General features: G+C 29.0%; 17 protein-coding genes and 1 tRNA gene. 6 read left to right on the top strand and 12 right to left on the bottom strand.

The annotated features are described in order from the left end of the window. Position 1: 1 nt before the first annotated feature. The gene (gene nifJ, locus HCG70_RS06145; RefSeq protein WP_042400730.1) at positions 2 to 3541 is read right to left on the bottom strand and encodes a pyruvate:ferredoxin (flavodoxin) oxidoreductase; all 3540 of its coding nucleotides are present in this window, start codon (positions 3539 to 3541) and stop codon (positions 2 to 4) included. A 433-nt stretch (positions 3542 to 3974) separates the two neighbouring features. Between nifJ (HCG70_RS06145) and HCG70_RS06140 the strand changes: the two genes are divergently transcribed. Both HCG70_RS06140 and HCG70_RS06135 read left to right on the top strand, forming a co-directional pair. Next, positions 3975 to 4340 (top strand): helix-turn-helix domain-containing protein, encoded by a 366-nt coding sequence (locus tag HCG70_RS06140; protein WP_052330727.1) that lies wholly within the window; start codon positions 3975 to 3977, stop codon positions 4338 to 4340. Between the two features lie 209 nt (positions 4341 to 4549). After that, positions 4550 to 5761, top strand: coding sequence for an FprA family A-type flavoprotein (locus HCG70_RS06135; RefSeq protein WP_055276817.1), 1212 nt, complete (start codon positions 4550 to 4552; stop codon positions 5759 to 5761). Between the two features lie 40 nt (positions 5762 to 5801). On the opposite strand, the gene HCG70_RS06130 is transcribed toward HCG70_RS06135, so the two are convergent. From HCG70_RS06130 to HCG70_RS06105, 6 genes are all read right to left on the bottom strand, one after another. Further along, positions 5802 to 8423 carry a calcium-translocating P-type ATPase, PMCA-type gene (locus tag HCG70_RS06130; RefSeq protein WP_154820548.1) on the bottom strand — a complete coding sequence of 874 codons (2622 nt, stop codon included), beginning with the start codon at positions 8421 to 8423 and terminating at the stop codon, positions 5802 to 5804. Between the two features lie 61 nt (positions 8424 to 8484). Beyond that, positions 8485 to 10089, bottom strand: coding sequence for an AarF/ABC1/UbiB kinase family protein (locus HCG70_RS06125; RefSeq protein ID WP_042402900.1), 1605 nt, complete (start codon positions 10087 to 10089; stop codon positions 8485 to 8487). Between the two features lie 25 nt (positions 10090 to 10114). After that, on the bottom strand, positions 10115 to 10426 hold the full coding sequence (locus tag HCG70_RS06120; RefSeq protein ID WP_042402897.1) for a phasin family protein: 312 nt from the start codon (positions 10424 to 10426) through the stop codon (positions 10115 to 10117). Positions 10427 to 10515: 89 nt separating this feature from the next. Beyond that, on the bottom strand, positions 10516 to 11070 hold the full coding sequence (locus HCG70_RS06115) for a hypothetical protein (protein WP_195951721.1): 555 nt from the start codon (positions 11068 to 11070) through the stop codon (positions 10516 to 10518). A 170-nt stretch (positions 11071 to 11240) separates the two neighbouring features. Next, positions 11241 to 11672 carry a hypothetical protein gene (locus HCG70_RS06110; protein WP_221697564.1) on the bottom strand — a complete coding sequence of 144 codons (432 nt, stop codon included), beginning with the start codon at positions 11670 to 11672 and terminating at the stop codon, positions 11241 to 11243. A gap of 50 nt (positions 11673 to 11722) precedes the next feature. Then, entirely contained in the window at positions 11723 to 12919 is a 1197-nt protein-coding gene (locus tag HCG70_RS06105) for a DHHA1 domain-containing protein (RefSeq protein ID WP_195951722.1), read from the bottom strand. Positions 12920 to 13180: 261 nt separating this feature from the next. Here HCG70_RS06105 and HCG70_RS06100 point away from each other — a divergent pair, with 261 nt between their 5' ends. Beyond that, a complete protein-coding gene (locus HCG70_RS06100; protein ID WP_042402889.1) occupies positions 13181 to 14335 on the top strand; it encodes a 3D domain-containing protein in 1155 nt (384 codons plus the stop codon). A 101-nt stretch (positions 14336 to 14436) separates the two neighbouring features. On the opposite strand, the gene HCG70_RS06095 is transcribed toward HCG70_RS06100, so the two are convergent. Continuing rightward, positions 14437 to 15075, bottom strand: coding sequence for a lactate utilization protein (locus HCG70_RS06095; RefSeq protein ID WP_042394771.1), 639 nt, complete (start codon positions 15073 to 15075; stop codon positions 14437 to 14439). A 141-nt stretch (positions 15076 to 15216) separates the two neighbouring features. On the opposite strand from HCG70_RS06095, the gene HCG70_RS06090 reads away from it, so the two are divergent. Further along, entirely contained in the window at positions 15217 to 15783 is a 567-nt protein-coding gene (locus HCG70_RS06090) for an NUDIX hydrolase (protein WP_042394774.1), read from the top strand. 16 nt (positions 15784 to 15799) lie between these two features. On the opposite strand, the gene nifJ (HCG70_RS06085) is transcribed toward HCG70_RS06090, so the two are convergent. Continuing rightward, on the bottom strand, positions 15800 to 19315 hold the full coding sequence (gene nifJ / locus HCG70_RS06085) for a pyruvate:ferredoxin (flavodoxin) oxidoreductase (RefSeq protein ID WP_154820547.1): 3516 nt from the start codon (positions 19313 to 19315) through the stop codon (positions 15800 to 15802). Positions 19316 to 19510: 195 nt separating this feature from the next. Between nifJ (HCG70_RS06085) and HCG70_RS06080 the strand changes: the two genes are divergently transcribed. Further along, positions 19511 to 19586: transfer RNA gene (locus HCG70_RS06080), tRNA-Met, on the top strand. A gap of 32 nt (positions 19587 to 19618) precedes the next feature. Here the strand turns inward: HCG70_RS06080 and HCG70_RS06075 are convergent. Next, the gene (locus HCG70_RS06075; protein ID WP_042394782.1) at positions 19619 to 20794 is read right to left on the bottom strand and encodes an ATP-binding protein; all 1176 of its coding nucleotides are present in this window, start codon (positions 20792 to 20794) and stop codon (positions 19619 to 19621) included. 146 nt (positions 20795 to 20940) lie between these two features. Continuing rightward, a complete protein-coding gene (locus tag HCG70_RS06070; RefSeq protein ID WP_055276804.1) occupies positions 20941 to 21486 on the bottom strand; it encodes a cysteine hydrolase family protein in 546 nt (181 codons plus the stop codon). 210 nt (positions 21487 to 21696) lie between these two features. On the opposite strand from HCG70_RS06070, the gene HCG70_RS06065 reads away from it, so the two are divergent. Continuing rightward, positions 21697 to 22536, top strand: a complete 840-nt coding sequence (locus HCG70_RS06065) for an undecaprenyl-diphosphate phosphatase (protein WP_221697563.1) — start codon at positions 21697 to 21699, stop codon at positions 22534 to 22536. A 41-nt stretch (positions 22537 to 22577) separates the two neighbouring features. Here the strand turns inward: HCG70_RS06065 and HCG70_RS06060 are convergent, their stop codons facing one another. Then, positions 22578 to 23762, bottom strand: coding sequence for a sensor histidine kinase KdpD (locus HCG70_RS06060; protein WP_221697562.1), 1185 nt, complete (start codon positions 23760 to 23762; stop codon positions 22578 to 22580). Between the last annotated feature and the right edge of the window lie 86 nt (positions 23763 to 23848).

The following is a 23848-nucleotide window of genomic DNA, read 5'->3' as shown; positions in this document are numbered from 1 at the left end:
ATTATTCTTGTTCTGCTAACTTCTTTAATTCTGCATATTTTTGTCTAGCATGTTCTTCTGTCATTTGGAATAATTCTTCCGCTTGCTCAGGGAATTGCTTAGCAATTGCAGAGTATCTTACTTGATCCATTATGAAGTCTCTAAAGCTTCCTTGTGGTTCTTTAGAATCTAAGCTAAATGGATTCTTTCCTTGTTCTTTTAATTCTGGATTGTATCTGTATAAATGCCAGTATCCAGCCTTAACTGCTTCATCCATGTTTCTTATAGAGAATCCCATTCCCTTCTTTAATCCATGGCTGATACAAGTTGAGTAAGCAATAATGATTGATGGTCCATTATGAGCTTCTGCTTCAAGCATTGCTTTAACTACTTGGTTCTTATCAGCACCAATAGCTACTTGTGCAACATAAACATTTCCATAAGACATCATCATTCTTCCTAAATCTTTCTTCTTAGTCTTCTTACCTGAAGCTGCTAATTTAGCCATAGCTGCAGCAGGAGTTGATTTAGAAGATTGTCCACCAGTGTTAGAGTAAATTTCTGTATCAAATACTAATACATTTACGTCTTGTCCTGATGCTAATACATGGTCTAATCCACCGTATCCGATGTCATAAGCCCAACCGTCTCCTCCAAGGATCCATTGTGATCTCTTAACAAGGAAATCAGCTCTTTCCTTAATTTCTTCAACTAATACTTTTGCTTCTTCATTTTCAATGTTGTTTTCAGCTAAAATAGCTTCAACTTCTCTTGAATGAACTTTTGAAAGCTCTCCGTTATCTTTATTTTCTAACCAGTTTTTGAATACTTCTTTATATTCTTCAGCTATATCCATAGAAATTAAGCTTTCCATATTTGAAGCTATTTTCTTTCTCATTTGATCAGCTGCTAAGAACATACCGTATCCAAACTCAGCATTATCTTCAAATAATGAGTTAGCCCAAGCTGGTCCCTTACCTTCATGGTTCTTTGTATATGGTGTTGAAGGTGCTGAACCTCCCCATATTGATGAACATCCAGTTGCATTAGCAATCATCATTCTATCACCGAATAATTGAGTTACTAACTTAATATATGGAGTTTCTCCACAACCAGCACATGCTCCTGAGAACTCGATAAGTGGTTGTTTGAATTGGCTATCCTTAACTGTTTTACCTGGAGTTAAGTGTTCTTTGTTTGATACTTCTTTTGATACTGAGAAATCCCAGTTTGCTACTTCTGTTTCTACTTGTGTTCCAAGTGGCTTCATTTCTAATGCCTTACCTGGTGCTGGACAAATATCAACACAGTTATTACATCCAGTACAATCTAATGTACTTACTTGAATTCTGTAGTTTAATCCTGCTAATGTTTTACCAGTAGCTTTCTTAGTTTCAAATCCTGCTGGTGCTTTTGCTAATTCTTCATCAGTTACTAGAACTGGTCTAATACATGCATGTGGACAAACGAAAGCACATTGGTTACATTGAATACATTTTGACATATTCCATTCTGGAACATCTGTAGCAACACCTCTTTTTTCATATGCTGCAGTTCCTGCTGGGAATGTACCATCTTCTAATCCATTGAATGCACTTACTGGTAGTTTATCTCCTTCTAAAGCATTCATCGGATTCATTATGTTTTTAACGAAATCTGTTACTTCTTTAGTTTCTACTTTTGCTTCTTCAGTAGCAGTCTTCCAGCTTTCAGGTACATTAATCTTAACTAATGAATTCATACCAGCTTCAACAGCTTCGTAGTTCATGTTAACAACCTTATCACCCTTCTTACCGTAAGCCTTCTTAATTGAAGCTTTTAAGTATTCTGTAGCTTCTTCTTGTGGGATAATTTCTGCTAATTTAAAGAATGCAGATTGCATTATCATATTAATTCTTCTACCTAATCCTATTTCAGAAGCAATCTTAGTTGCATTAACTGTATAGAAGTTTATTTCATTTTCAGCTATGTATCTCTTCATCTTAGCTGGTAATTTTCTTTCAATTTCTTCTTCGTTCCAAATTGTATTTAATACGAAGTTTCCACCTTTTTTAAGACCTTTTAATAAATCATATTGATTTACGTAAGCTTGCACGTGACATGCTATGTAATCAGCTTCATCAATAAGGTAAGTTGATCTTATTGGTGTATCTCCAAATCTTAAGTGAGACATAGTTACCCCACCAGATTTCTTTGAGTCATATGCAAAGTAAGCTTGTACGTATTTATCTGTATTTTCACCAATAATCTTAATAGCTTGCTTATTAGCTCCTACTGTACCATCTGATCCTAATCCCCAGAACTTACATCTAACTGTTCCTGGTGTTGCAATTCTTAATTCATCTTCTACTGGAATTGAAGTGAAAGTAACATCATCTTCTATACCTACAGTAAAGAAGTTCTTAGAATTTTCTTTCTTTAAGTTATCAAATACAGCTTTGATATCAGATGGTGTAACATCCTTAGAAGCTAATCCATAACGTCCACCAACTATCTTAGGTGCATTTTCTTTTCCATAGAATGCAGAACATACATCTAAGTATAATGGTTCACCATTACATCCTGGTTCTTTTGTTCTATCAATTACACAAATCTTTTCTACTGATTGTGGTATAACCTTTAATAAATGCTCTACAGAGAATGGTCTGAATAAATGAACTTTAACTAATCCATATTTTTCTCCTCTAGCATTTAATTCATCTATAGTTTCTTCTATAGCTTCAGTTACTGAACCCATAGCAACAATTATTTCTTTAGCATCTTCTGCTCCATAGTAATTGAATAATCCATAGCTTCTTCCTGTCTTCTCTTCCATTTTAGCCATGTATTCTTCAACTATTGGAATTATGTCATTATAGAATTTATTAGAAGCTTCTCTTGTTTGGAAATAAATATCTGAGTTTTGAGCTGTTCCTCTTGTAACAGGGTTATTTGGAGTTAACGCTCTACTTCTAAATTCTTTTAAAGCTTCTCTATCTAACATTTCTGCATAATCTTCATAATCTAATACTTCAACTTTTTGAATTTCATGAGATGTTCTAAATCCATCAAAGAAGTTTACAAAAGGTAATCTTCCTTTAATAGCTGAAAGGTGAGATACTGGAGCTAAGTCAGCAACTTCTTGTACTGATCCAGCTGCAAGCATAACACATCCTGTCATTCTTGCTGCCATAACATCTTGATGATCTCCAAATATTGATAATGCTTGAGATGCTATTGCTCTAGCACTTACATGGAATACACCTGGTAATAATTCTCCTGCTACCTTGTACATGTTTGGTAACATAAGTAATAGACCTTGTGATGCAGTAAAAGTAGTTGTTAATGCACCAGCTTGAAGTGAACCGTGGAATGTACCAGCAGCTCCTGCTTCTGATTGCATTTCTACAACATTAACTGTTTGTCCAAAAATATTTTTCTTCCCTTGAGCAGCCCATTCATCAACAACTTCTGCCATTGTAGTAGATGGAGTTATAGGGAATATTGCAGCTACATCTGTAAACGCATATGCTACGTGAGCAGCAGCCGTATTACCATCAATAGTCATCATTCTCTTTGCCATGATAATATACCTTCTTTCATCATCCTAAATGTTTCTTAAATAATTATAATTGTTATTTAATAATAATTATTATACTTCATTTTTATTTTTTTTCTAGTACTTTTCTTAGAAATATTCCTTAGTATAATTTTGTAATCTTTTGTCACTTATTAGTATAATAACATACTTTCATTTCTTCAATAGAAAACTACCATCTTTATACATTTAATTTTTAAATAGTAATTAAAAAATTTTTAAATGGTTATATATCTAAGTAATTACACTTAAACTAATTAATTAGATATTTTGACCATACATAATATTACTCTTTATGTTATTTTTCTACAAGAAGGCACTTTTTTTATATATAGTGTCAAAAAAGATACTAAGTATATAGTTTTATACTTGGTTTTATGTTATTATTTATATTTGTACGAATAAAGGAGGTGTTATCATGAATAAAATACTTACTTTTCATAATGATTGCCGTCTTAATGATCGTTGTGCCAAATATGAAACATGTCCAATGATACTTGTTCATAAAATATTATCTGGTAAATGGAAAATTTTAATTTTATGGTATTTAAGTAATGATACTCTAAGATTTAGCGAATTAAAACGAAAGTTGCCAGGTACAACGCAGAAAATGCTAACCAATCAATTAAGAAGTTTAGAAGAAGATAATCTTATATTTAGAAAAGTTTATCCTGTTGTTCCACCTAAAGTAGAATATGGACTTACTGATATCGGCAAAAAAATAATTCCTCTTCTTGAATCTATGTATTCATATGGAGTTGAATACTCTAATACAAAAAATTAAAAGAAATTAGCTAACAGCAAATTGTAATTGAGTTAGCTAGTTTCTTTTAATTTATAATATATTAATATTTTATTGCAAATACTAAAATAAATCTGTTAAACTGATTCACTTGCTTTGTTTATTTATTGACAATAGTTATTGATAGATTATAATTATTATTATAGACCATAGAGGTATTTAATAATAAATAAAAAAAAGGAGATTTTTACATGTCTAATACATTCAAAATAACTGAAGACCTATTTTGGGTAGGAGCCCTTGACCCAAACCTAAGAATTTTTGACATAATAATGGAAACTAAATTTGGAACATCTTACAACTCTTATCTTTTAAAGGGTTCTGATGGAATTGCATTGTTTGAAACTGTAAAAGAAAAATTCTTTGATGAACATTTAGATAAAATTCGCTCTATTGTGAATTTAGAGGATATAAATTACGTTGTTGTTAATCATACAGAACCTGATCATGCTGGATCAGTTGAAAAAATACTTGAGTATGCTCCTAATGCTACTGTAGTTGGAAGCACTTTAGCTATTAAATATTTAAGTGAAATTATTAATAAACCTTTCAAAAGTAAAGTAGTTAAAGATGGGGAAACATTATCTTTAGGTAATAAAACTTTAAAATTTATTAGTGCCCCTCAATTACATTGGCCTGATACAATGTACACATACGTAATAGAAGATGAAACATTAATTACTTGTGATTCTTTTGGTGCTCATTATTGCGATGAACGTGTTTTAAAAAGTGCAATTGAAGATAGCAAAGAAGATGACTATATAGAAGCTTATAATTATTACTTTAGAATGATTATGGGACCATTCAAACCTTTTATGCTTAAAGCACTTGATAAAATTAAGGATTTAAACTTAAAGTACATTTGTCCTGGACATGGATTAGTATTAGATCATACTAATATTGAAAAGTTTGTTAATCTTTATAGAGAATGGTGTCAACCAACAAAAAGAGAAAAACAAAGCATAGTAATACCATATGTTACTGCATACGGATATACTGAAGAAATTGCTAAAGAAATAAAAAGAGGTATTGAAGCTTCAAACTTTGATGTTGATATTTTAATGTATAACTTAGTTACAGCAGACATGAATGAAGTATTAAATGAAATTAATCAATGTAGTGGTTTATTACTAGGTTCTCCTACATTATTATCTGATACTTTACCACAAATATGGACTATTTTATCTTCATTAAATCCAGTAATTCATAAAGGATTACCAGCAAGTTGCTTTGGATCATATGGTTGGAGTGGAGAAGCTCTTAAAAATATTAACGAAAGATATAAACAACTTAAATTTAATGTAGTATGTGAACCACTAGGTATAGTATTTAGACCTAGTGAAGAAAACTTAAAATCTGCTTATGATTTTGGATTAGAATTTGCAAATAAAGTTTTAAAATAAAAAAACAAGGCTGATGTCAAGCATCAGCCTTATCTTTTTATTACTTTCTTTTAAATAGTTTACTTATATCCATAATCAATGCTGAAATTATTGCAAAAGCTAAGCAAATTCCTAATTGTAATAAACCAAAGCTATCTGGTATATCAAAAATCCCTCTTACTCCTGGTATTAATACAATACTATATAAGCACAAACATACTATTATTGCACCTATAACGTATTTATTTTTAAATAGTCCTACCTTAAGCACTGGTTCATAATTTGATCTTGCAGGTAATGTTTGAAAAATTCTTGCAAGAGTTACAGTTGAAAATGCCATTGCTTCTCCTAACATTGGCGATGTTAAATTTCCAACATATTGTGCAAGTATAACAAAAACCCCTATTATTATTCCTCTTGTTATAACTGCTTGCCATGTTCCACCAGCTAATATTCCCTCGTTAACATCCCTTGGTTTTTCTTTCATTATATTAGGCTCAGCCATTTCTAATCCTAAAGCAATTGCAGGCAAAGAGTCATTTATCAAATTTATAAATAGTAATTGTAATGCGGAAAATGGATTTGACCAATTTACAAATACAGCAAATAAAATAGCAATTATTGCTCCTAAATTTCCTGCGAATAAATATGTAATTGCTTTTTTAATATTGCTATAAACTGTTCTACCAATTTCAACTGCAGATACAATAGTTGCAAAATTATCATCTGTTAAAATCATAGCTGATGCATCCTTTGCTACATCTGTTCCACTACCCATACCTATACCTATATTTGCTTGTTTTAAAGCTGGAGCATCATTAACTCCATCACCAGTCATAGCAGTAATATATCCTTTTTCCTGCCAAGCTTTTACTATACGTATTTTATTTTCTGGTGATACCCTAGCATAAACTGTAATATGCTCAAGCTTTTCTTTAAGCTCTATATCTGATAATTCATCTAATTCTTTTCCAGTTAAAGAAATATCATCTTCACTCATTATTCCTATCTCTCTTGCTATAGCAGAAGCTGTTGTTTTATGATCTCCCGTGATCATTACTGTTTTTATTCCTGCACCAGTTGCTTCCTTAACAGCATCATAAACTTGTTCTCTTGGTGGATCTATCATAGCCATAAGTCCTACTAAGGTCATTTCAGTTTCATCTTCTAAACAAGGAACAAAATTTTCGTCAGGAACATCTTTAACTGCAAATGCCAATACTCTTAATGCTCTATTTGAAAAATCTTCATTCACCTTTCTATATTCATTTTTAATTTCTTCCGTCATTTCTTCTACTTCACCATTATTAAGAACTGTATTAGATCTTGCAAAAACAACATCCGGAGCTCCTTTTGTAAACATAATTGCATTTCCGTTAATAGAGTTAACAGTAGACATTAATTTTCTATCAGAATCAAATGGTATTTCACTTAACCTATCATATTTTTCTCGTAACTCTTTATAATCAATTCCTCTCTTTTCAGCAAACCTTAATAATGCTATTTCAGTTGGATCTCCAATTTCTTTTCCAGTTTCTGTTACTTCAGAATCATTACAAAGTGTAGATGACAAATCCATAGCCTCAACTTGGCTTGAATTATTATTTTTTTCTTCTACTTTAGCTTTATTTACTCCATACATAAAAAAGTCAACAACTGTCATTTTATTTTGCGTTAATGTTCCTGTTTTATCTGTACAAATAACACTTGTAGATCCTAGTGTCTCTACCGCTGGCAATTTTCTTATTATTGCTTGCTTTTTAGCCATATCTTTTGTACCAACAGCTAATACAATTGTAACTATTGATGATAAAGCTTCTGGAATTGCTGCAACAGCAACGGCAATAGCAAACATAAATGAATTAAATATTAGATTTTTCATATTTTCACCATCAATATACCCTCTAATTACTTGGATAATAAAAATGGCTGCTGCTAATATCATAATTATTATACCTAGCTTTTTGCCAAAATCATCTAACCTTTCTTGAAGTGGTGTTTGTGTATTACCCGCACTTTCTAATAATGTAGCAACTTTTCCTACCTCAGTATTCATTCCTGTTTCTGTAACAACTAAAGTTCCTCTACCATATACTACTGTAGCACCACTAAAAACCATATTTCTTTGATCGCCAATACCAACCTCTTCTTCTATTTTGTCGCTATGCTTTAAAACTGCTTCTGCTTCTCCAGTAAGCATTCCTTCTACAACCTTTAGACTTTGTGCCTCTATTAACCTTCCATCTGCTGGTATATAATCTCCAGCCTCTAAAAATACTATATCACCTACAACAATTTCTCTTACTGGTATTGTTTTTTTCTTTCCATCTCTTAACACCTTTGAATTAGGTGAAGATAGTTTTTTCAAACTATCAAGTGAACTTTCTGCTTTTCGAGTTTGTGTCACTCCTAATAAAGCATTTAAAATTACTACTACAAATATGATAAGAGATTCTACAAATTCACCTAAAAAAATTTGTACTATTGCCGCAATAAGTAATATTATTACTAATGGATCTTTAAAGTTTTCTAAAAACATTTTCCATATAGGAACCTTGTTTCCTTCTTTTAATTCATTGAATCCATTTTTCTCAAGCCTTATCTTTGCTTCTTGATCAGATATTCCATTTATATTACTACCTACTTCATTCAATACATCTGAAGATTCCTTTTTATAATGCATCTAAATCTCCTTCCCTTCTCTTTTGTACTAATGTTAGTATTTACTTAATTTAAAGATTATATTATTTAAGACTTCCTGATCTTATTATTGAAATCAGTAACCATAACCCTAAGACAGCTGAACCAAAATATCCAATTAATCCAATAATCGAAACCCCATATAAACGCGGTGCTGGATTTATGTTAATAATTAAAGATGATCCCACTATCATTCCCGCTATTACCAAAGCAAAAGATAATCTATTAACCATTTTATTTAAAACATCTATATATTTATCTTTATCTTCAATTACTATGTTAATCTTTGTTCTTCCTCTTATTAAAGTATCTGCTAAAGAAATTAAACGTGACGGAATATTTAAGCTATCCCTAGTTAATTTATATCCTTTCAATAAATAATCATTAACATCAAATTGTTCAAAAAAATAATTTTTATAATATCCTTTAACATATGGTATTACTAAATTAATAATATTTAATTCAGGTGAAAGCTCTGCAACTAATCCTTCTACCATAACCATTGTTCTTATAAGCATTGTAAAATCACTAGATATTCTTAAATTATTTCTTTTAGCTATATCGGACATTTCTTGAAACAATACAGAAATTTTTATATTTTTTAATGAAGTAGTATAGTAATTTCTGAACATGTATTCAATATCCTTATAAAGTAATTCTCTATCTGTTTTACCATTCTTAATACCTATATTCATAACAAAATCAGTAAGTTTATCTATATCTTCATTTGCCACTGCTGTAATAGCTGAATTTAGTTCTTCTTGCTTTTCCTTAGATAATGCTCCTACAATACCAAAATCAATAAAACATATTTTACCTTCACGAATTAATATATTGCCTGGATGTGGATCTCCATGAAAAAATCCATCTCTCAATACTTGCTTAAAATATGAAAGAGTTAGTTTTTTTGCAATATCATCTCTATCATAACCTAAGCTCTCAATCGATTTTTTATCATTTACTTTAAACCCTTCAATATTTTCTTGAGTCAAAACATTTTCACCTGTATAATCATGAATAATAAAAGGAGCATAAATACAAGCACTATCCTTATTTAATTCTCGAAATTTCTCAATATTTTCAGCTTCATAAATAAAATTTAATTCTCTTTCAGTTGATGCCTTAATTTCTAATAATATTTCTTTAGGATCAACAACTGTATCCTTAAAAAATTTTGTAAACTTTTCACTCAATCCAATTAAAATATCAAAATCCATCTTCATAGTTTCTTTTATATTAGGTCTCTGTATTTTAATAACAACATCTTCACCACTTTTAAGCATCCCTCTATATACTTGAGCTATTGAAGCAGAGGCTATTGGAACTTTATCTATATAAAGAAACTCATCTTCAATATCTTTATTAAACTCATTATAAAATACCTTTGACATGTTAACAAAATCATCAGCTGGTACATTATCTTGTAATTTAGATAGCTCTATTATATATTCCTCCGGTATAAGTTCTTGTCTTGTGCTTAATATTTGACCTATTTTTATAAAAGTTGGTCCTAATTCTTCAAATGCCTTTCTAAGATTTGAAGGGGATTTTTTTTCTTTTTCTTCTTTTTTACCTAATAAATATCCTAATCCATAATTTGTGAATACTTTTAATATTTCTTTGAATCTAGTTACTGAACTCCCCTCCATAATTACCTCCCATTATCTAATAAGTTTACTTTTTCTCGTCATTTAACATACTTTCAACTTTATATACCCTTGCTTTTAACATTTCAAATTCATCTCTAGTTACATAATTATATGCTTCTATATTCATATCTTTAATTGTAGTTGATACTTGATTTTTTTCTTCATGTTTACATTTATCATTAAATGTTCTTTTTAACTCTTCTCCAAGTTCTTTTCCTTCTTCAACTGTTATTTTTCCTTTACTCACTAATTCCTCAACAACTTCTGCGGCTTTATCATAGGTACTCGCAACAGCTCCAACACCAAACAGTAATACTTTTTTTATTTCATCCATCATTTTTATATACCTCCTAAATTACATTTACATTTATATTTATGTATTTTAATTTAAAATATATTCTAAAAATAAAAGTTAGCATATATTTGCTAACTCTCTTTTCTTTCAACACTTATTTTTCCTTGCACACTAGCAGCATTACTTTTTATAAATGTCCCCTTAGTTTCTTCATCTTTAAAATATAAATTCCCTTTTACTTTAGTATTATCAATTTCAAACCCTTTAGCCTTAATATAAATATCTCCTATAAAAGTTCCACCTTTTATTATGGTATTTTCACTTTGTATAGTTAAACTAGGAGCCTCTAAAACATAATTATTAATTATATTATTATCTTCATCTTTACTAAATAAGTTTAATTTTCTTCCAACCTTTACAACATTATTTTCCTCTGTTGTATCTGTTTTAAAGAATTCACCTTCTATAATAAGAGGATTATCTGAAGTAATATTATCAGTAATTGTGATGCTATAATCATTAGTTAATGCATATGTTAATTCTCCTTCATTTTTAACAAACTCAGTATTTTGAAACTCATCTTTCTCATTGCTTACTTCATTGTTTTCTTTAGTCCCAGTAGAATCACAACCAATCATGAAAACATACAAAATGGAAAGTACATATATTATAATTTTTCTTTTCATTATAATTATCCTCCAAGGTTATTTAAGATAATACCACTAATTGAATCCCTTAATATTTATTTTTCCTATATATTATTTAATTATTCTTATTTTGTAAAAATAAAATAAGTATAAGTATTATATATATCCTAATTGATATACACTTTAATACCTATACTCATATATTATAATTATTTGCTATATCTACTTCTTCTTATACCATATCTAAAACCTGCTCTAAAAGCAGCTTTTATTGCATCTTTAGCTCCTTTTTCATAACCATCTTTATACCCTTCATCATAAGCTTCTTTTCTTTCTTTAATAACTCTACTATTATCTTGTTCTGAACTATAATTCTTATCTTCATAATAATTTTCTGAATAAACCTTTTCTGAAAAACTATCTTCAGATTCAGCTTTAAACTCATCTACATCGTTATAATTTTCTTCACCATTATCTATATCTGAATCATGAATTATAACATTATCATATTCATCTGTAATATAATCTTCTTGTATTGTTTCCACTTCTTCTATTAGATTATCATCATCTTCAGCCTCTATAGAATTTTCATAGGATTCTTCTTCTAAATTATTATCATTTTTTGAAGCTTCTATGTCCATAATTATATCTCCTTAGAATATATCTCATACTCTATTATATGAACATCACTTTATAAGGTGTTTATTTTACGTAGTGCATAATCCATTGCCCCATCTAAATTATTACTATTTTTTCCCCCTCCTTGAGCTAGAAAATTACTTCCTCCTCCTCTTCCATCTATTAAAGTAATTGCATCCTTTAACAATACATTCATTGATAAACCTTTAATATTTTTCGAACAAGCAAAAATCAAATTAACCTTATCTTCAAACTTTATTGCAAATAGTACCACCATATTATCATCTAATGTTATTTTTTCTGCAATTTTTGTTAGATACTTTAAATCTCCATCATTATAAATCTTTTTTACTACATTTAATTTATTAACCTTAATGGCATTTTCTTTCATTTCTTTAATTTGATAATCAGCCATTTCAAGCTTTATTTTTCTATTTTCCTCTTTAATATCTTTTAATTCATTTGATAATTTATTCATTGAATGTATTGCATCTTCCTCACCACAATTTAAAAATTTACAAATTTTATTTCTAAATTCATCTTTTCTAAAATAATCTTCAACAGCCCTTTTTCCAGTCAGATATTCTATTCTTGTTGCACCTTTATGCTTTTCCCAACGTCTAATTTTTATTATTTGAAGATCTAATGTTTTACTAGGATGAACCCCACAACAAGCATTAATATCTAAATCACCAATTTTTACAATTCTAATTTGCTCATCTGTATTAGGTAAATCACGTCTAAGCTTTAACTTTTTTAGCTCCTTTTTTGAAGGTGTTAAAAACTCTACTTCAATATTTTCTTGAATGATTTCATTTGCCATTTTTTCTGCTTTTCGTATAGATTCTTCATCTAAAAATCCCTGAATATCTACAGTACTTATTTCTTTTCCAACATGAACACTAACTGTATTAGCATTAAATAAAGTAAAAAAACATCCTGAAAGTACATGCTGTCCTAAGTGCTGTTGCATTCCATCTAATCTTCTATTCCAATCTATTTTACACTTTACTTTATGTATCTTAATTGGCTTTGTTTCTGTAACATGATAAATTAATCCATCCTTCTCAAAAACATCAATTACCTTATGATTTTCTATGTAACCCAAATCACAATGCTGACCTCCTCCCCCTGGGAAAAATGCGGTTTTATCTAAAACTACATGAAACGTACCGTTAACTTCTATAACATCAAGTATTTCTGCTGTAAATTCTTTTAAATATTGATCTTTATAATATAACTTATCCATTAAAATACCTCCAACTATTTCCTAAGCATTATTTTATAAATTTTATATTACTTCATATCATAATTCAACCTATTTCACTCTCTACTTTTTATTCTATTTTTTTCCATATATATATGCTATAATATATTTAATTTTACTATTATGTTATTTATTTTATTATAATATCTCATAATTTACATATTAATGCAGTAAATTTGACATATATAAATTTCTATAGTAATGTAACGTCAAGAATAATTATTCTTATAGGAGGTGCACTTATTGTTTAAAAAGTTAATTACTTTAACCCTTGCTACAGCATTATTAACATCATCATTAAGTTTTGTCTCTGTACATGCTGCTACACCACAAGATACGATAAATGAAAACTTAGAAAAATATCAAACCCTTGATAATCAAATTTTAGAATTAAATTCTAAAATCGAAGATTTAGATGTTGAAATTGATAAAACAACAATAAAATTAAATGAAAATAACGCAGCTATTGAAGATATTGAAGATGAAATAAAAACAACGGAAGCTAAACTAGAACAAACAAAAGAAGATATAGATGAAGCACAAGTTGTATTAGATAATAGAGTAAGAAATATGTATAAAACAAATATGACTTCTAATATTTTAGTTAGTATAATTACTTCTAAAAGTATATCTGATTTATTTTCTAAGGTACAAGCTATCTCAAAAATAGTTTCTACGGACAAGCAAATACTTTCTAATATAAATGAGAAAAAAGTAGAATTAGACCTTACTATTGAAACATTAAATACAAAAAATTCAGAGTTAGTGTTATTAAAAAACACTATTGAAGAAGATTTAAAAACTATCGAAGATAAAAAGGCTGAACAAGAACAATATGTTGAACAATTAAACTCTGAAAAGGAAGCAGTTTTTTCAGTTATAGAAGAAAATGAAAAGCTATTAATATCAAAGCCATTATCTATTGCTAACTCTTCTTCTGCTTCTGTATCTGAATTGCAAAGTGCTATCGATACATTAAACTCTTACATTCCATTATTAAATAGTTCAACAACTATTAATATGGCTAAAGAAGGTATTAGCAATGCTAAAGCAAAAATATCTGAGCTTAACGCTCCATCTATACCAACGACAGGTACTACTGTTGGAGAAGCAATTAAAACATTATCTATGGAATCTACTGCCTATTATGGACATGGTATAACGGCTTCTGGCTTAAAACCTGTTAGAAATCCAGACGGTATAAGTACTATTGCCGTTGATCCAAATGTAATACCACTTGGCTCTAAAGTTTATGTTTCAGGATATGGACTTGCTATTGCTGCTGACACTGGTGGCGCTATTAAGGGTAATATTATCGATGTATATCTTAATAGTTATGAAGAATGTATGTCATGGGGAAGAAGACAAGTTACTGTACAAATTTTAGAATACCCTTGATTAGTTAATAGTTTATAGTTTATGTAGAAACTCCTTTCGGAGTTTCTTTTAAATTTAGAAATTCAGCCTAAGCTGAATTTCTTCCTTAACTCTTAACTCTCTTAATATCCGTAGTTCTCATTAAGTAACAATATAAAAATTCTATTTGGTGCTGGCTTTCTTATTACTGTATATTCTCTACAAATTCTTTCTGGACTATTGCAATTCATACATTTTCCTGTAATTACACAAGGTGTTTTTCTATTTAATCTCTTTGCATTAGCTGGTGCTGCAAGATTTTCTACTCTTGAAATTGCCTCATTAATATTCTTCACTATCTTATTTACACCAGCAATAACTATTACTTTATCTGGACCATATAACATCGCAGCAACTCTATTCCCATTTCCATCAACATTATATAATTCTCCATCTTCTGTTATTGCATTTGTACTTGTAAAATAAGCATCACAAAAGAATGCTTCTCTATATATCTGCTTTATTTCTTCTGGCTTCAATCCTTCTTTATATCTATCTAAAAATTCATATCTTCCACTTCTTAAATGGTTTATAATCTTCGTTTCAAATAAACTCATAGAACCGCCAACTGTGACTTTGCTATTTTCTTTAACTAATTCTTTTATTTTATTAATCAATTCATCTTGTGTATTAATAAAAAAACTCTCCATATTATTTTTTCTTAATGCTTCTATTGTTCTATTAATTTTCACTTCATTAACCCACTTTATATTATTATCCATTTTAATCTTTCCCCTTTGAAATTAACTTATATAATAATTTTAAACTAATATCTATTACAATCCAATAAATATTCTAATTCTTTTTTCTTACCATGTATGATATTATATTTAGTATATTTTAATTTTGAAAGGGTTAATATTATGAATTGGATTGAAGATATAAAAAATTATAAACCTTATAACGAACAAGAAGCTAAAGATAAAGATTTAATACTAAAATGTATAAATCTTCACGATGATATATTAACAAGAGAAAATACAATTGCTCATATAACTAGCTCAGGATATATAGTAAACAAATCAAGAACAAAGGTGTTAATGATTTATCATAATATTTATAAGAGCTGGGCATGGACCGGTGGTCACGCAGATGGTGATTCTGATTTACTACACGTTGCTATAAAAGAAGCTAAAGAAGAAACAGGTCTTAAAAACGTAACTCCTGTTATGACTAATATACTTGGATTAGATGTACTTAATGTTAACGGTCATATAAAAAAAGGTAAATATGTATCATCTCATTTGCATTTATCTGTTGCTTATCTATTGGAAGCTAATGAAGAAGATAAACTAATTGTCAATGAAGAAGAAACTAGTGGTGTTAAATGGCTACCTATCAATGAGCTAGACATTCACTGTAATGAACCTTACATAATAAATACTGTATATTCAAAATTTAATAAAAAGATAAAAGAGCTGAATTTATAAATTCAGCTCTTTTATCTTATTCTTGTGATAACTTTTTATAGTTTTCAAATCTTTCCTTAGCATCCTTTTCTGTCTTAGCAAATAATTCTTCTGCTAGCTCTGGGAATACTTTAGCTAATGCTGCATATCTTACTTCTCCCATTAAGAAATCTCTAAAATCTGATTTTGGTTCTTTAGAATCTAATGTAAATGGATTCTTTTCACCCTTTAATGTTGGATTATATCTATAAAGGTTCCAGTAACCACAATCAACAGCTTTCTTTTGTTCATCTGGTGTATTAGTCATACCTTTCTTAATTCCATGACTAATACATGGTGCATATGCAATTATTAATGATGGTCCATTATAGCTTTCAGCTTCTGTTATTGCTTTTATTGTTTGATTTTTATCAGCTCCCAAAGAAACTTGAGCTACATATACATAACCATAACTCATTGCCATCATACCTAAATCTTTTTTCTTTGTTCTCTTTCCTGAAGCTGCAAATTTAGCTATTGCCGCAGTTGGAGTTGCTTTAGATGCTTGACCTCCAGTATTTGAATAAATTTCTGTATCAAATACAAGAACATTTACATCTTCATTGCTTGCAAGTACATGATCTAGACCACCATACCCAATATCGTAAGCCCAACCATCTCCACCAAATATCCATTGTGATCTCTTAATAAAGAATTCCTTATCTTTTAATATTTCTTTTGCAATTTCATCACTACATCCTTGTAATGCAGTTTCTAATTTTTCTGCCCTTTCTCTAGATCCTTCACCTATGTCTTTATTATTTAACCAATCTTCCATTGCTTCTTTTGCATTACTACATAAATTTTCATCCAATGCTTTCTTAATATTAGAAGCAATTCTTTCTCTTATTGTCTTTGCCCCCATAAACATTCCAAGCCCATATTCTGCATTATCCTCAAATAATGAATTAGCCCATGCAGGCCCATGACCTTCTTGGTTCTTTGTATATGCTGTTGCTGCACCTGAAGATGCCCATATTGAAGAACATCCTGTTGCATTTGCAATTACCATTCTATCTCCAAATAATTGAGTAACTAATTTAGCATATGGTGTTTCTCCGCAACCTGCACATGCTCCTGAGAATTCTAAAAGTGGTTGTTCAAATTGACTTCCCTTAACTGTATTCTTATTCATAGGATTCTTCTTATTCTTTATATCCTCTACAGCATAATTCCAAGCTTCTATTTGATCATGTTGGGAATCAAATGGTTTCATAATAAGCGCTTTACCTGGTGCTGGACAAACTTCTGCGCAGTTAGAACATCCTGTACAATCAAGTGGTGTAACTCCTATTGTATAGAAATAAGGTACATCTCCCTTAACACCTTTAGCTTGAAGTTTTTTAAAGCTTTGGGGTGCATTCTTTAATTCATCTTCTGTAGATAAGAATGGTCTAATGCATGCATGAGGACATACATATGAGCATTGATTACATTGTATACATCTCTCTGGAATCCATTCTGGAACATTTACTGCTATTCCTCTCTTCTCATATTTAGTAGTTCCATGCATAAAAGTACCATCTTCTATATTATTATTTACAAAAGCTGATACAGGTAAATTATTACCTTCAAGCTTATTCATAGGAATACATATATTTTTAACAAAGTCAGGAACAGATATATTTTCTTTTTGTTCATCTCCAGTAGCTGATTTCCATGATTCTGGCACATCTATCTTAACTAATGATTCTAATCCCTTATCAATAGCAGCATAATTCATATTTACTACTTTTTCACCTTTTTTACCATATGAAGTAACTACTGCTTCCTTTAAATATTTAATAGCTTCATCAACTGGAATAATATTAGCAAGCTTAAAGAATGCTGCTTGCATTATCATATTAATTCTTCCTCCAAGTCCTATTTCTTGAGCTATTTTTACTGCATTTATTGTATAGAAATTAATATTATTTTTAGCAATATATTTTTTCATTTTAGCTGGTAATTTTTCATCTAACTCTTCTTTAGTCCAAATTGTATTTAATACAAATACACCATTTTTTCTTAATCCTTCCAAAACATCATATGAATATACATATGATTGATTATGACATGCTACAAAATCTGCTTTATCTATTTCATAATGAGCCTTTATTGGATTTTTACCAAATCTTAAATGTGAAATAGTTATTCCCCCAGATTTCTTTGAATCATACGCAAAATAACCTTGAGCATACATATTTGTATGATCACCAATTATTTTAATTGCGCTCTTATTAGCTCCAACTGTACCATCTGATCCAAGTCCCCAGAACTTACATGCTGTTGTTCCTTCAACTGCTACATCTATTTCTTTGTCAGATGCTAATGATAAGTTAGTTACATCATCAGTAATTCCTATTGTAAATCCATTCTTTGGATTATTACTCTTTAAATTTTCATAAACTGCAGCTATATCTGCTGGATATGGATCTTTAGAACCTAATCCAAATCTTCCCCCTATTACCTTTGGAGGGTTATCCATTTCATTTACTGCTCTTAATACATCTAAATATAGTGGTTCACCAATTGATCCTGGTTCTTTTGTTTTATCTAATACAGCAATTTTTTTAACTGTACTTGGAATAGTATTTAATAATCTTTCAATACTAAAAGGTCTATATAACCTTACTTTTACTAATCCAACTTTTTCACCTTTATTCATTAAATAATCAATTGTTTCTTCTACAACTTCACTTACTGCTCCCATAGAAATTATAATTCTATCGGCTTCTTTATCTCCATAATAATCAAAGCAATGATATTCTCTACCTGTTAATTCTGTAATTTTACTCATATATTCTTCTACAACAGATGGAATATCGTCATAATACTTATTTAGTGATTCACATAATTGGAAGTATACATCTGGGTTTTGCGCTGTACCTCTAGTTACTGGATGACTTGGATTTAATGCATTTTTTCTAAACTTATCAATTGCTTCACAATCTACAAGGTTAGCTAATTCATCATATTCTAAAATTTCTACCTTTTGTATTTCATGAGATACTCTAAAACCATCAAAAAAGTTTACGAATGGGATTCTGGCTTTTATTGCTGTTAAATGTGCAACTGGTGATAAATCCATAACTTCTTGAACAGATCCTTCTGAAAGCATTGCACATCCTGTAGCTCTTGCAGCCATTACATCTTGATGATCACCAAATATACTTAATGATGAAGTTGCAAGTGCTCTTGCTGCTACATGAATTACTCCTGGTAATCTCTCTCCAACCATCTTATACATATTCGGAATCATAAGTAATAATCCTTGAGATGCAGTATATGTAGTTCCTAATGCCCCACTTTGAAGTATTCCATGAAGTGCTCCTGCTGCTCCTGCTTCTGATTGCATTTCTACAACTTTAACTGGCTCACCAAATATATTTTTCTTTCCTTGTGCTACCCATTCATCTACATGTTCAGCCATTGGAGATGAAGGGGTAATAGGATAAATAGAACTTACTTCAGTAAATGCATAAGAAATATATGCAGCTGCAGTATTTCCATCCATAGTTTTCATTTTTCTCATATTTTTGCCTCTCTTTCATTAGTTTTTAATTTTATACTTTAGGCTTTTATCAATTAATTTTTTCATTCTTTATTAGTATTGAAAAAATGTAAAATATTATGTATATTACTTTTAAAGTTTTTTTACTTTTTTTAACAGATGTATTGACTGCATAATTTTTTAGTTTTATACTAATAATATAAATAAAGATATCAACGCGGGATGGAGCAGTCGGTAGCTCGTTGGGCTCATAACCCAAAGGTCGTAGGTTCAAGTCCTGCTCCCGCAACCACAAAAAGGATGTCATATGACATCCTTTTTTATTTATACTAATGAATTTACAGACATAATAAATTGTTTTGCTACTCTATTAGATCTACCACTACTTAATGCTGCCCACTTAATTGCTTCTCTTTTTAATGTTTCCTTTGGTAAATTAATATTATAAATTTCAGCTAACTTATATACTGTATTCAAATAATCATTTTGATTACCTACTGAAAAAGTCAATGTTACTCCGAATCTTTCAGCTAAAGAATGTTTTTCTTCAACTGTTTCTCTAGCATGAATTTCGTCTCCTTGTCTATCATTAAACCCTTCTCTTATTAAATTCTTTCTATTTGATGTTGCATAAATTAAAACATTTTTAGGCCTTACCTCTAAACCTCCTTCAATTAATGCTTTCATATTTTTATATTCATATTCAAACTCTTCAAAAGATAAATCATCTAAAAATAAAATAAATTTAAGACCTCTATGTTTAATTAAAGATAAAATATTGTTTAAATCCATAAAATCTTTTTTATTTAATTCAATAACTCTTAATTTTTTATTATAATATTTATTTAAAATAGCCTTTACTGAAGAGGATTTTCCTGTTCCACTATCACCAAACAATAATACATTATTGCAAAGTTCACCATTTATAAAACTTTCTGTATTATTAATTAAAATTTTTAATTGCATTTCATTTCCGATTAATTCATCAAAAGTAATTGGATCACAATTTTCTATTCCTATTAGCCCCTTATTTTTGTCCCATTTAAATCCTTTATAATAATTCATAATACCAGCACCATTTTTATAATAAAAATCTACTAGTAAATTTCCTATGGTATTTATATCTTCATTATATTTAAAAATATTAAAAATTGGATCATTATCTGAAATTTTATTATCATTTAGTGTACAAAACTCTTCTGAAATATCAAATAATCTTTTAATTACTCTTATATCATTTAATGCTATATTAAATAAATTTTTATCAATTTCATTACCAACTTTTTCTGATTTTATTGTGAACAAATTTTCATCTTGTCTTACTAAATAACATAAATACATTTTAAACAAATCACCATCAATAGGTAAATCCAAAGCCTTTTCTAATAACCTATTTAAAATATATTGATGTTTATCATAATTATCTTCTTCCAAATAACTTAACACTTCAGATATAATTATGTCATCATTTAAACTATTAAATAAAATAAACCTCTTCATTCTTCTCACCCCATTAAAACAAAATTAATTATATAATACATTTTTATCCATTTTTATTCAATAAAAAAGATATAGAGTATTTATTTAATACTCTATACCCATAATCTATATCCTTAATACTCTTCTTTAATAATACCTACTTTTATCTATTTTCTATTTATTACTTTTACCTGTATACCTTCCATAACATCAAACGCTTTTTCATGTAATTCTTCATTAAATCCCGCACATAACTTAGCATCAACTAAAATTTCTGCATTAGTATATTGTGATTGAAACATTACTACATTACTTATTACACAAATATTTGTTACTACACCGATAATTTCAATACAATTAATATTTTCTCCAAGTTTTTCACTTAATTCAATCATTTTACTAGGTGAAATACCAAATGAACCCTTATTTATATGAATTGTATTTTTATTATTAATGAATTCACTAAGTTTTCCATAAAGTTCATGTCCTTCAGTATTTAAAATACAATGTGTTACAGGTAAATTCTTACCTTCTCTAGTTGCTAAATAATCCTCTGTATGAGTATCATATGTAAATACTACTTTATCTCCTTTTGACAAATAACTATTTACCTTTTCATATATTCCCTCTTCTATTTCTTTAGCTTTTTCAAATCCTAATGCTCCATCTACAAAATCCTTTTGATAATCTACTACAACCAATACTCTTTTCATTATCCATCCTCCTAACTATAAATTAATTAAATATATTTTACCATAACACCTATCTAAATGTTACTTCTGTATATACACTTATTTTTAAAAATTACATATTTATTTTCTTAAAAATTTCTGATATTTAACTTTTTTACCTTTATTAAAAGGTTAATCTTTTATATAATGGTAAAGTAATAAATTATATGGTTAAATTTTGGAGGTAATTTAATGGAATTTTTAGAAATTATAAAAGCCATAATTCTCGGTATCGTTGAAGGGGTAACCGAATGGCTTCCTGTTAGTAGTACTGGTCACATGATTTTAGTTGACGAATTTTTAAAACTAAATGTTTCAAAAGAATTTATGGAAATGTTTTTAGTAGTTATCCAGCTTGGAGCTATTTTGGCAGTTATTTTATTATATTGGAAAAAGATTTTCCCGTTTAAATTTGATAACGGTGTTAAAGTTGAAAAAGATACAATTATAATGTGGATTAAAATATTAATTGCATGTGTTCCTGCAGCTATCGTTGGACTTTTATGGGATGATTATTTAAATGCTTTATTTTATAACCCAACTACTGTTGCAATTATGTTAATTTTATTTGGTATTCTATTTATTGTTATTGAAAACTACAATAAGGGTAAAAATCCTAAAATAAATAGTTTAACAGAAATAACATATACAGTTGCCGTAATGATAGGTTTATTTCAATTAATAGCAGCTGTTTTCCCTGGTACTTCTCGTTCTGGTGCAACTATAGTTGGTGCATTATTAATAGGTGTTTCAAGAACTGTAGCAGCTGAATTCACTTTCTTCCTTGCTATTCCTGTTATGTTAGGTGCAAGCGCATTAAAACTTGTTAAGTTTGGATTAAAGACTGGTTTTGTTATGACTGGAAGTGAACTTACTATATTATTAGTTGGAATGATTGTTGCATTTATTGTGTCAATTCTAGCAATTAAATTCCTTATGTCTTATATTAAAAATAATGATTTTAAAGTATTTGGATGGTATAGAATTGTACTTGGAATATTAGTATTAGCATATTTCTATGTAATAAGATAATCTTTACATAAAAAAGACTGAGTAAACTTACTCAGTCTTTTTTAGTACAACTCATAAATATCTGAAAACTCAATATTAATCTTTTGTACTAATGGTTTATTTTCTGCATCTATTATCCTACTATTATTATCATTATCTTCTTCCATTCTTACATTTGGAAGCTTTATAACAATCTCACAACCTTTTTCAACTTCCTTTTCTAAAGAAACTGTTCCCTCATGAAGTTCTATTAGGGACTTTACTAATGAAAGCCCAATTCCACTTCCTTCTTTCTTTCTATTAAAAGATTTATCTTCTTGAACAAATCTTTCAAAAATATGCTCACTAACTCCTTTTGATATACCACTTCCATCATCTTTAACTCTGATTGTAACAAATTCATCATCCGCATCCATTAAAACACTTATGTTTCCATTGTCATCAGTAAACTTAACTGAATTAGATAATAAATTTAAAATTACTCTCTCTATACTTTCAGGATCACATTTTATTATAAGTTCTTCAACGTATGTATCAAATAAAACATTAATATTTTTTGCTTCAACATAAGGAATAATTGACAACGTAATATCCTCTACTAAACTGACGATTTCATAATTTCCAAAGTTAAGATTCATAAATCCAGAATCTATCTTTGTAATATCAACAAGATTATTTACTAATCTTAATAATCTAAAGCAATTTTGTTTTATAGTTCCATCATATTTGCAATAAGCTTTCCATAAAGCATTTTCACCTTGGCTTTTGCTAATTTCAAGTAATTGAAAACATGAATAAATTATATTAATAGGTGTTTTAATTTCATGTGATAAATTTGCAAAGAACTGAGTCTTTGCTTTTTCAATCTCTTTAATTTCATTATATTTTTTTTGAAAGTCTTTTAAATTGTTTACTTGATTATTTAATTTATTACTTACTTCTATTCTTCTAACAACTTCAATATATAATCCAACAAGTAAAATTAAATATGCTATAGTACTTAAAAATCTATTATAAACTAATACTTTCTCTGCATATTTAGAGAAAATATTTAAATAAAAAATTCTTCTAATTGTAAATATACTTATCGTAGTAATAAATATAGTGTAAATAAACTCACTTTTTCTTATACACCTTTTTACTAGGATAAGTAATAATATTACATAATAAATTAGCAAACTACATTGAATTATATTCCAAAAATTAATACTTTTTATTGAAAATATATTGCTTAAATTTAATTTCACTTCTATAAATGTCCTTAGTACGAGAGGACCGGGATGGACTGACCTCTGGTGCACCAGTTGTTCCGCCAGGAGCATGGCTGGGTAGC

The organism is Clostridium sp. K04 (assembly GCF_019734375.1).
GTDB lineage: Bacteria > Bacillota > Clostridia > Clostridiales > Clostridiaceae > Clostridium > Clostridium saudiense.
Note: the sequence above shows the minus strand (reverse complement) of the source record. Positions and strands in the feature narration are given on the sequence as shown.

Excerpts from the sequence above, each read along its gene's own strand:
- HCG70_RS06070 (WP_055276804.1), bottom strand. The coding sequence starts at position 21,486 with ATGAAAAGAGTATTGGTTGTAGTAGATTATCAAAAGGATTTTGTAGAT.
- HCG70_RS06095 (WP_042394771.1), bottom strand. The coding sequence starts at position 15,075 with ATGGATAATAATATAAAGTGGGTTAATGAAGTGAAAATTAATAGAACA.
- nifJ (WP_154820547.1), bottom strand. The coding sequence starts at position 19,315 with ATGAGAAAAATGAAAACTATGGATGGAAATACTGCAGCTGCATATATT.
- HCG70_RS06140 (WP_052330727.1), top strand. The coding sequence starts at position 3,975 with ATGAATAAAATACTTACTTTTCATAATGATTGCCGTCTTAATGATCGT.
- HCG70_RS06130 (WP_154820548.1), bottom strand. The coding sequence starts at position 8,423 with ATGCATTATAAAAAGGAATCTTCAGATGTATTGAATGAAGTAGGTAGT.
- HCG70_RS06090 (WP_042394774.1), top strand. The coding sequence starts at position 15,217 with ATGAATTGGATTGAAGATATAAAAAATTATAAACCTTATAACGAACAA.
- HCG70_RS06110 (WP_221697564.1), bottom strand. The coding sequence starts at position 11,672 with ATGGACATAGAAGCTTCAAAAAATGATAATAATTTAGAAGAAGAATCC.
- HCG70_RS06115 (WP_195951721.1), bottom strand. The coding sequence starts at position 11,070 with ATGAAAAGAAAAATTATAATATATGTACTTTCCATTTTGTATGTTTTC.
- HCG70_RS06075 (WP_042394782.1), bottom strand. The coding sequence starts at position 20,794 with ATGAAGAGGTTTATTTTATTTAATAGTTTAAATGATGACATAATTATA.
- HCG70_RS06125 (WP_042402900.1), bottom strand. The coding sequence starts at position 10,089 with ATGGAGGGGAGTTCAGTAACTAGATTCAAAGAAATATTAAAAGTATTC.
- HCG70_RS06065 (WP_221697563.1), top strand. The coding sequence starts at position 21,697 with ATGGAATTTTTAGAAATTATAAAAGCCATAATTCTCGGTATCGTTGAA.
- nifJ (WP_042400730.1), bottom strand. The coding sequence starts at position 3,541 with ATGGCAAAGAGAATGATGACTATTGATGGTAATACGGCTGCTGCTCAC.
- HCG70_RS06135 (WP_055276817.1), top strand. The coding sequence starts at position 4,550 with ATGTCTAATACATTCAAAATAACTGAAGACCTATTTTGGGTAGGAGCC.
- HCG70_RS06120 (WP_042402897.1), bottom strand. The coding sequence starts at position 10,426 with ATGATGGATGAAATAAAAAAAGTATTACTGTTTGGTGTTGGAGCTGTT.
- HCG70_RS06105 (WP_195951722.1), bottom strand. The coding sequence starts at position 12,919 with ATGGATAAGTTATATTATAAAGATCAATATTTAAAAGAATTTACAGCA.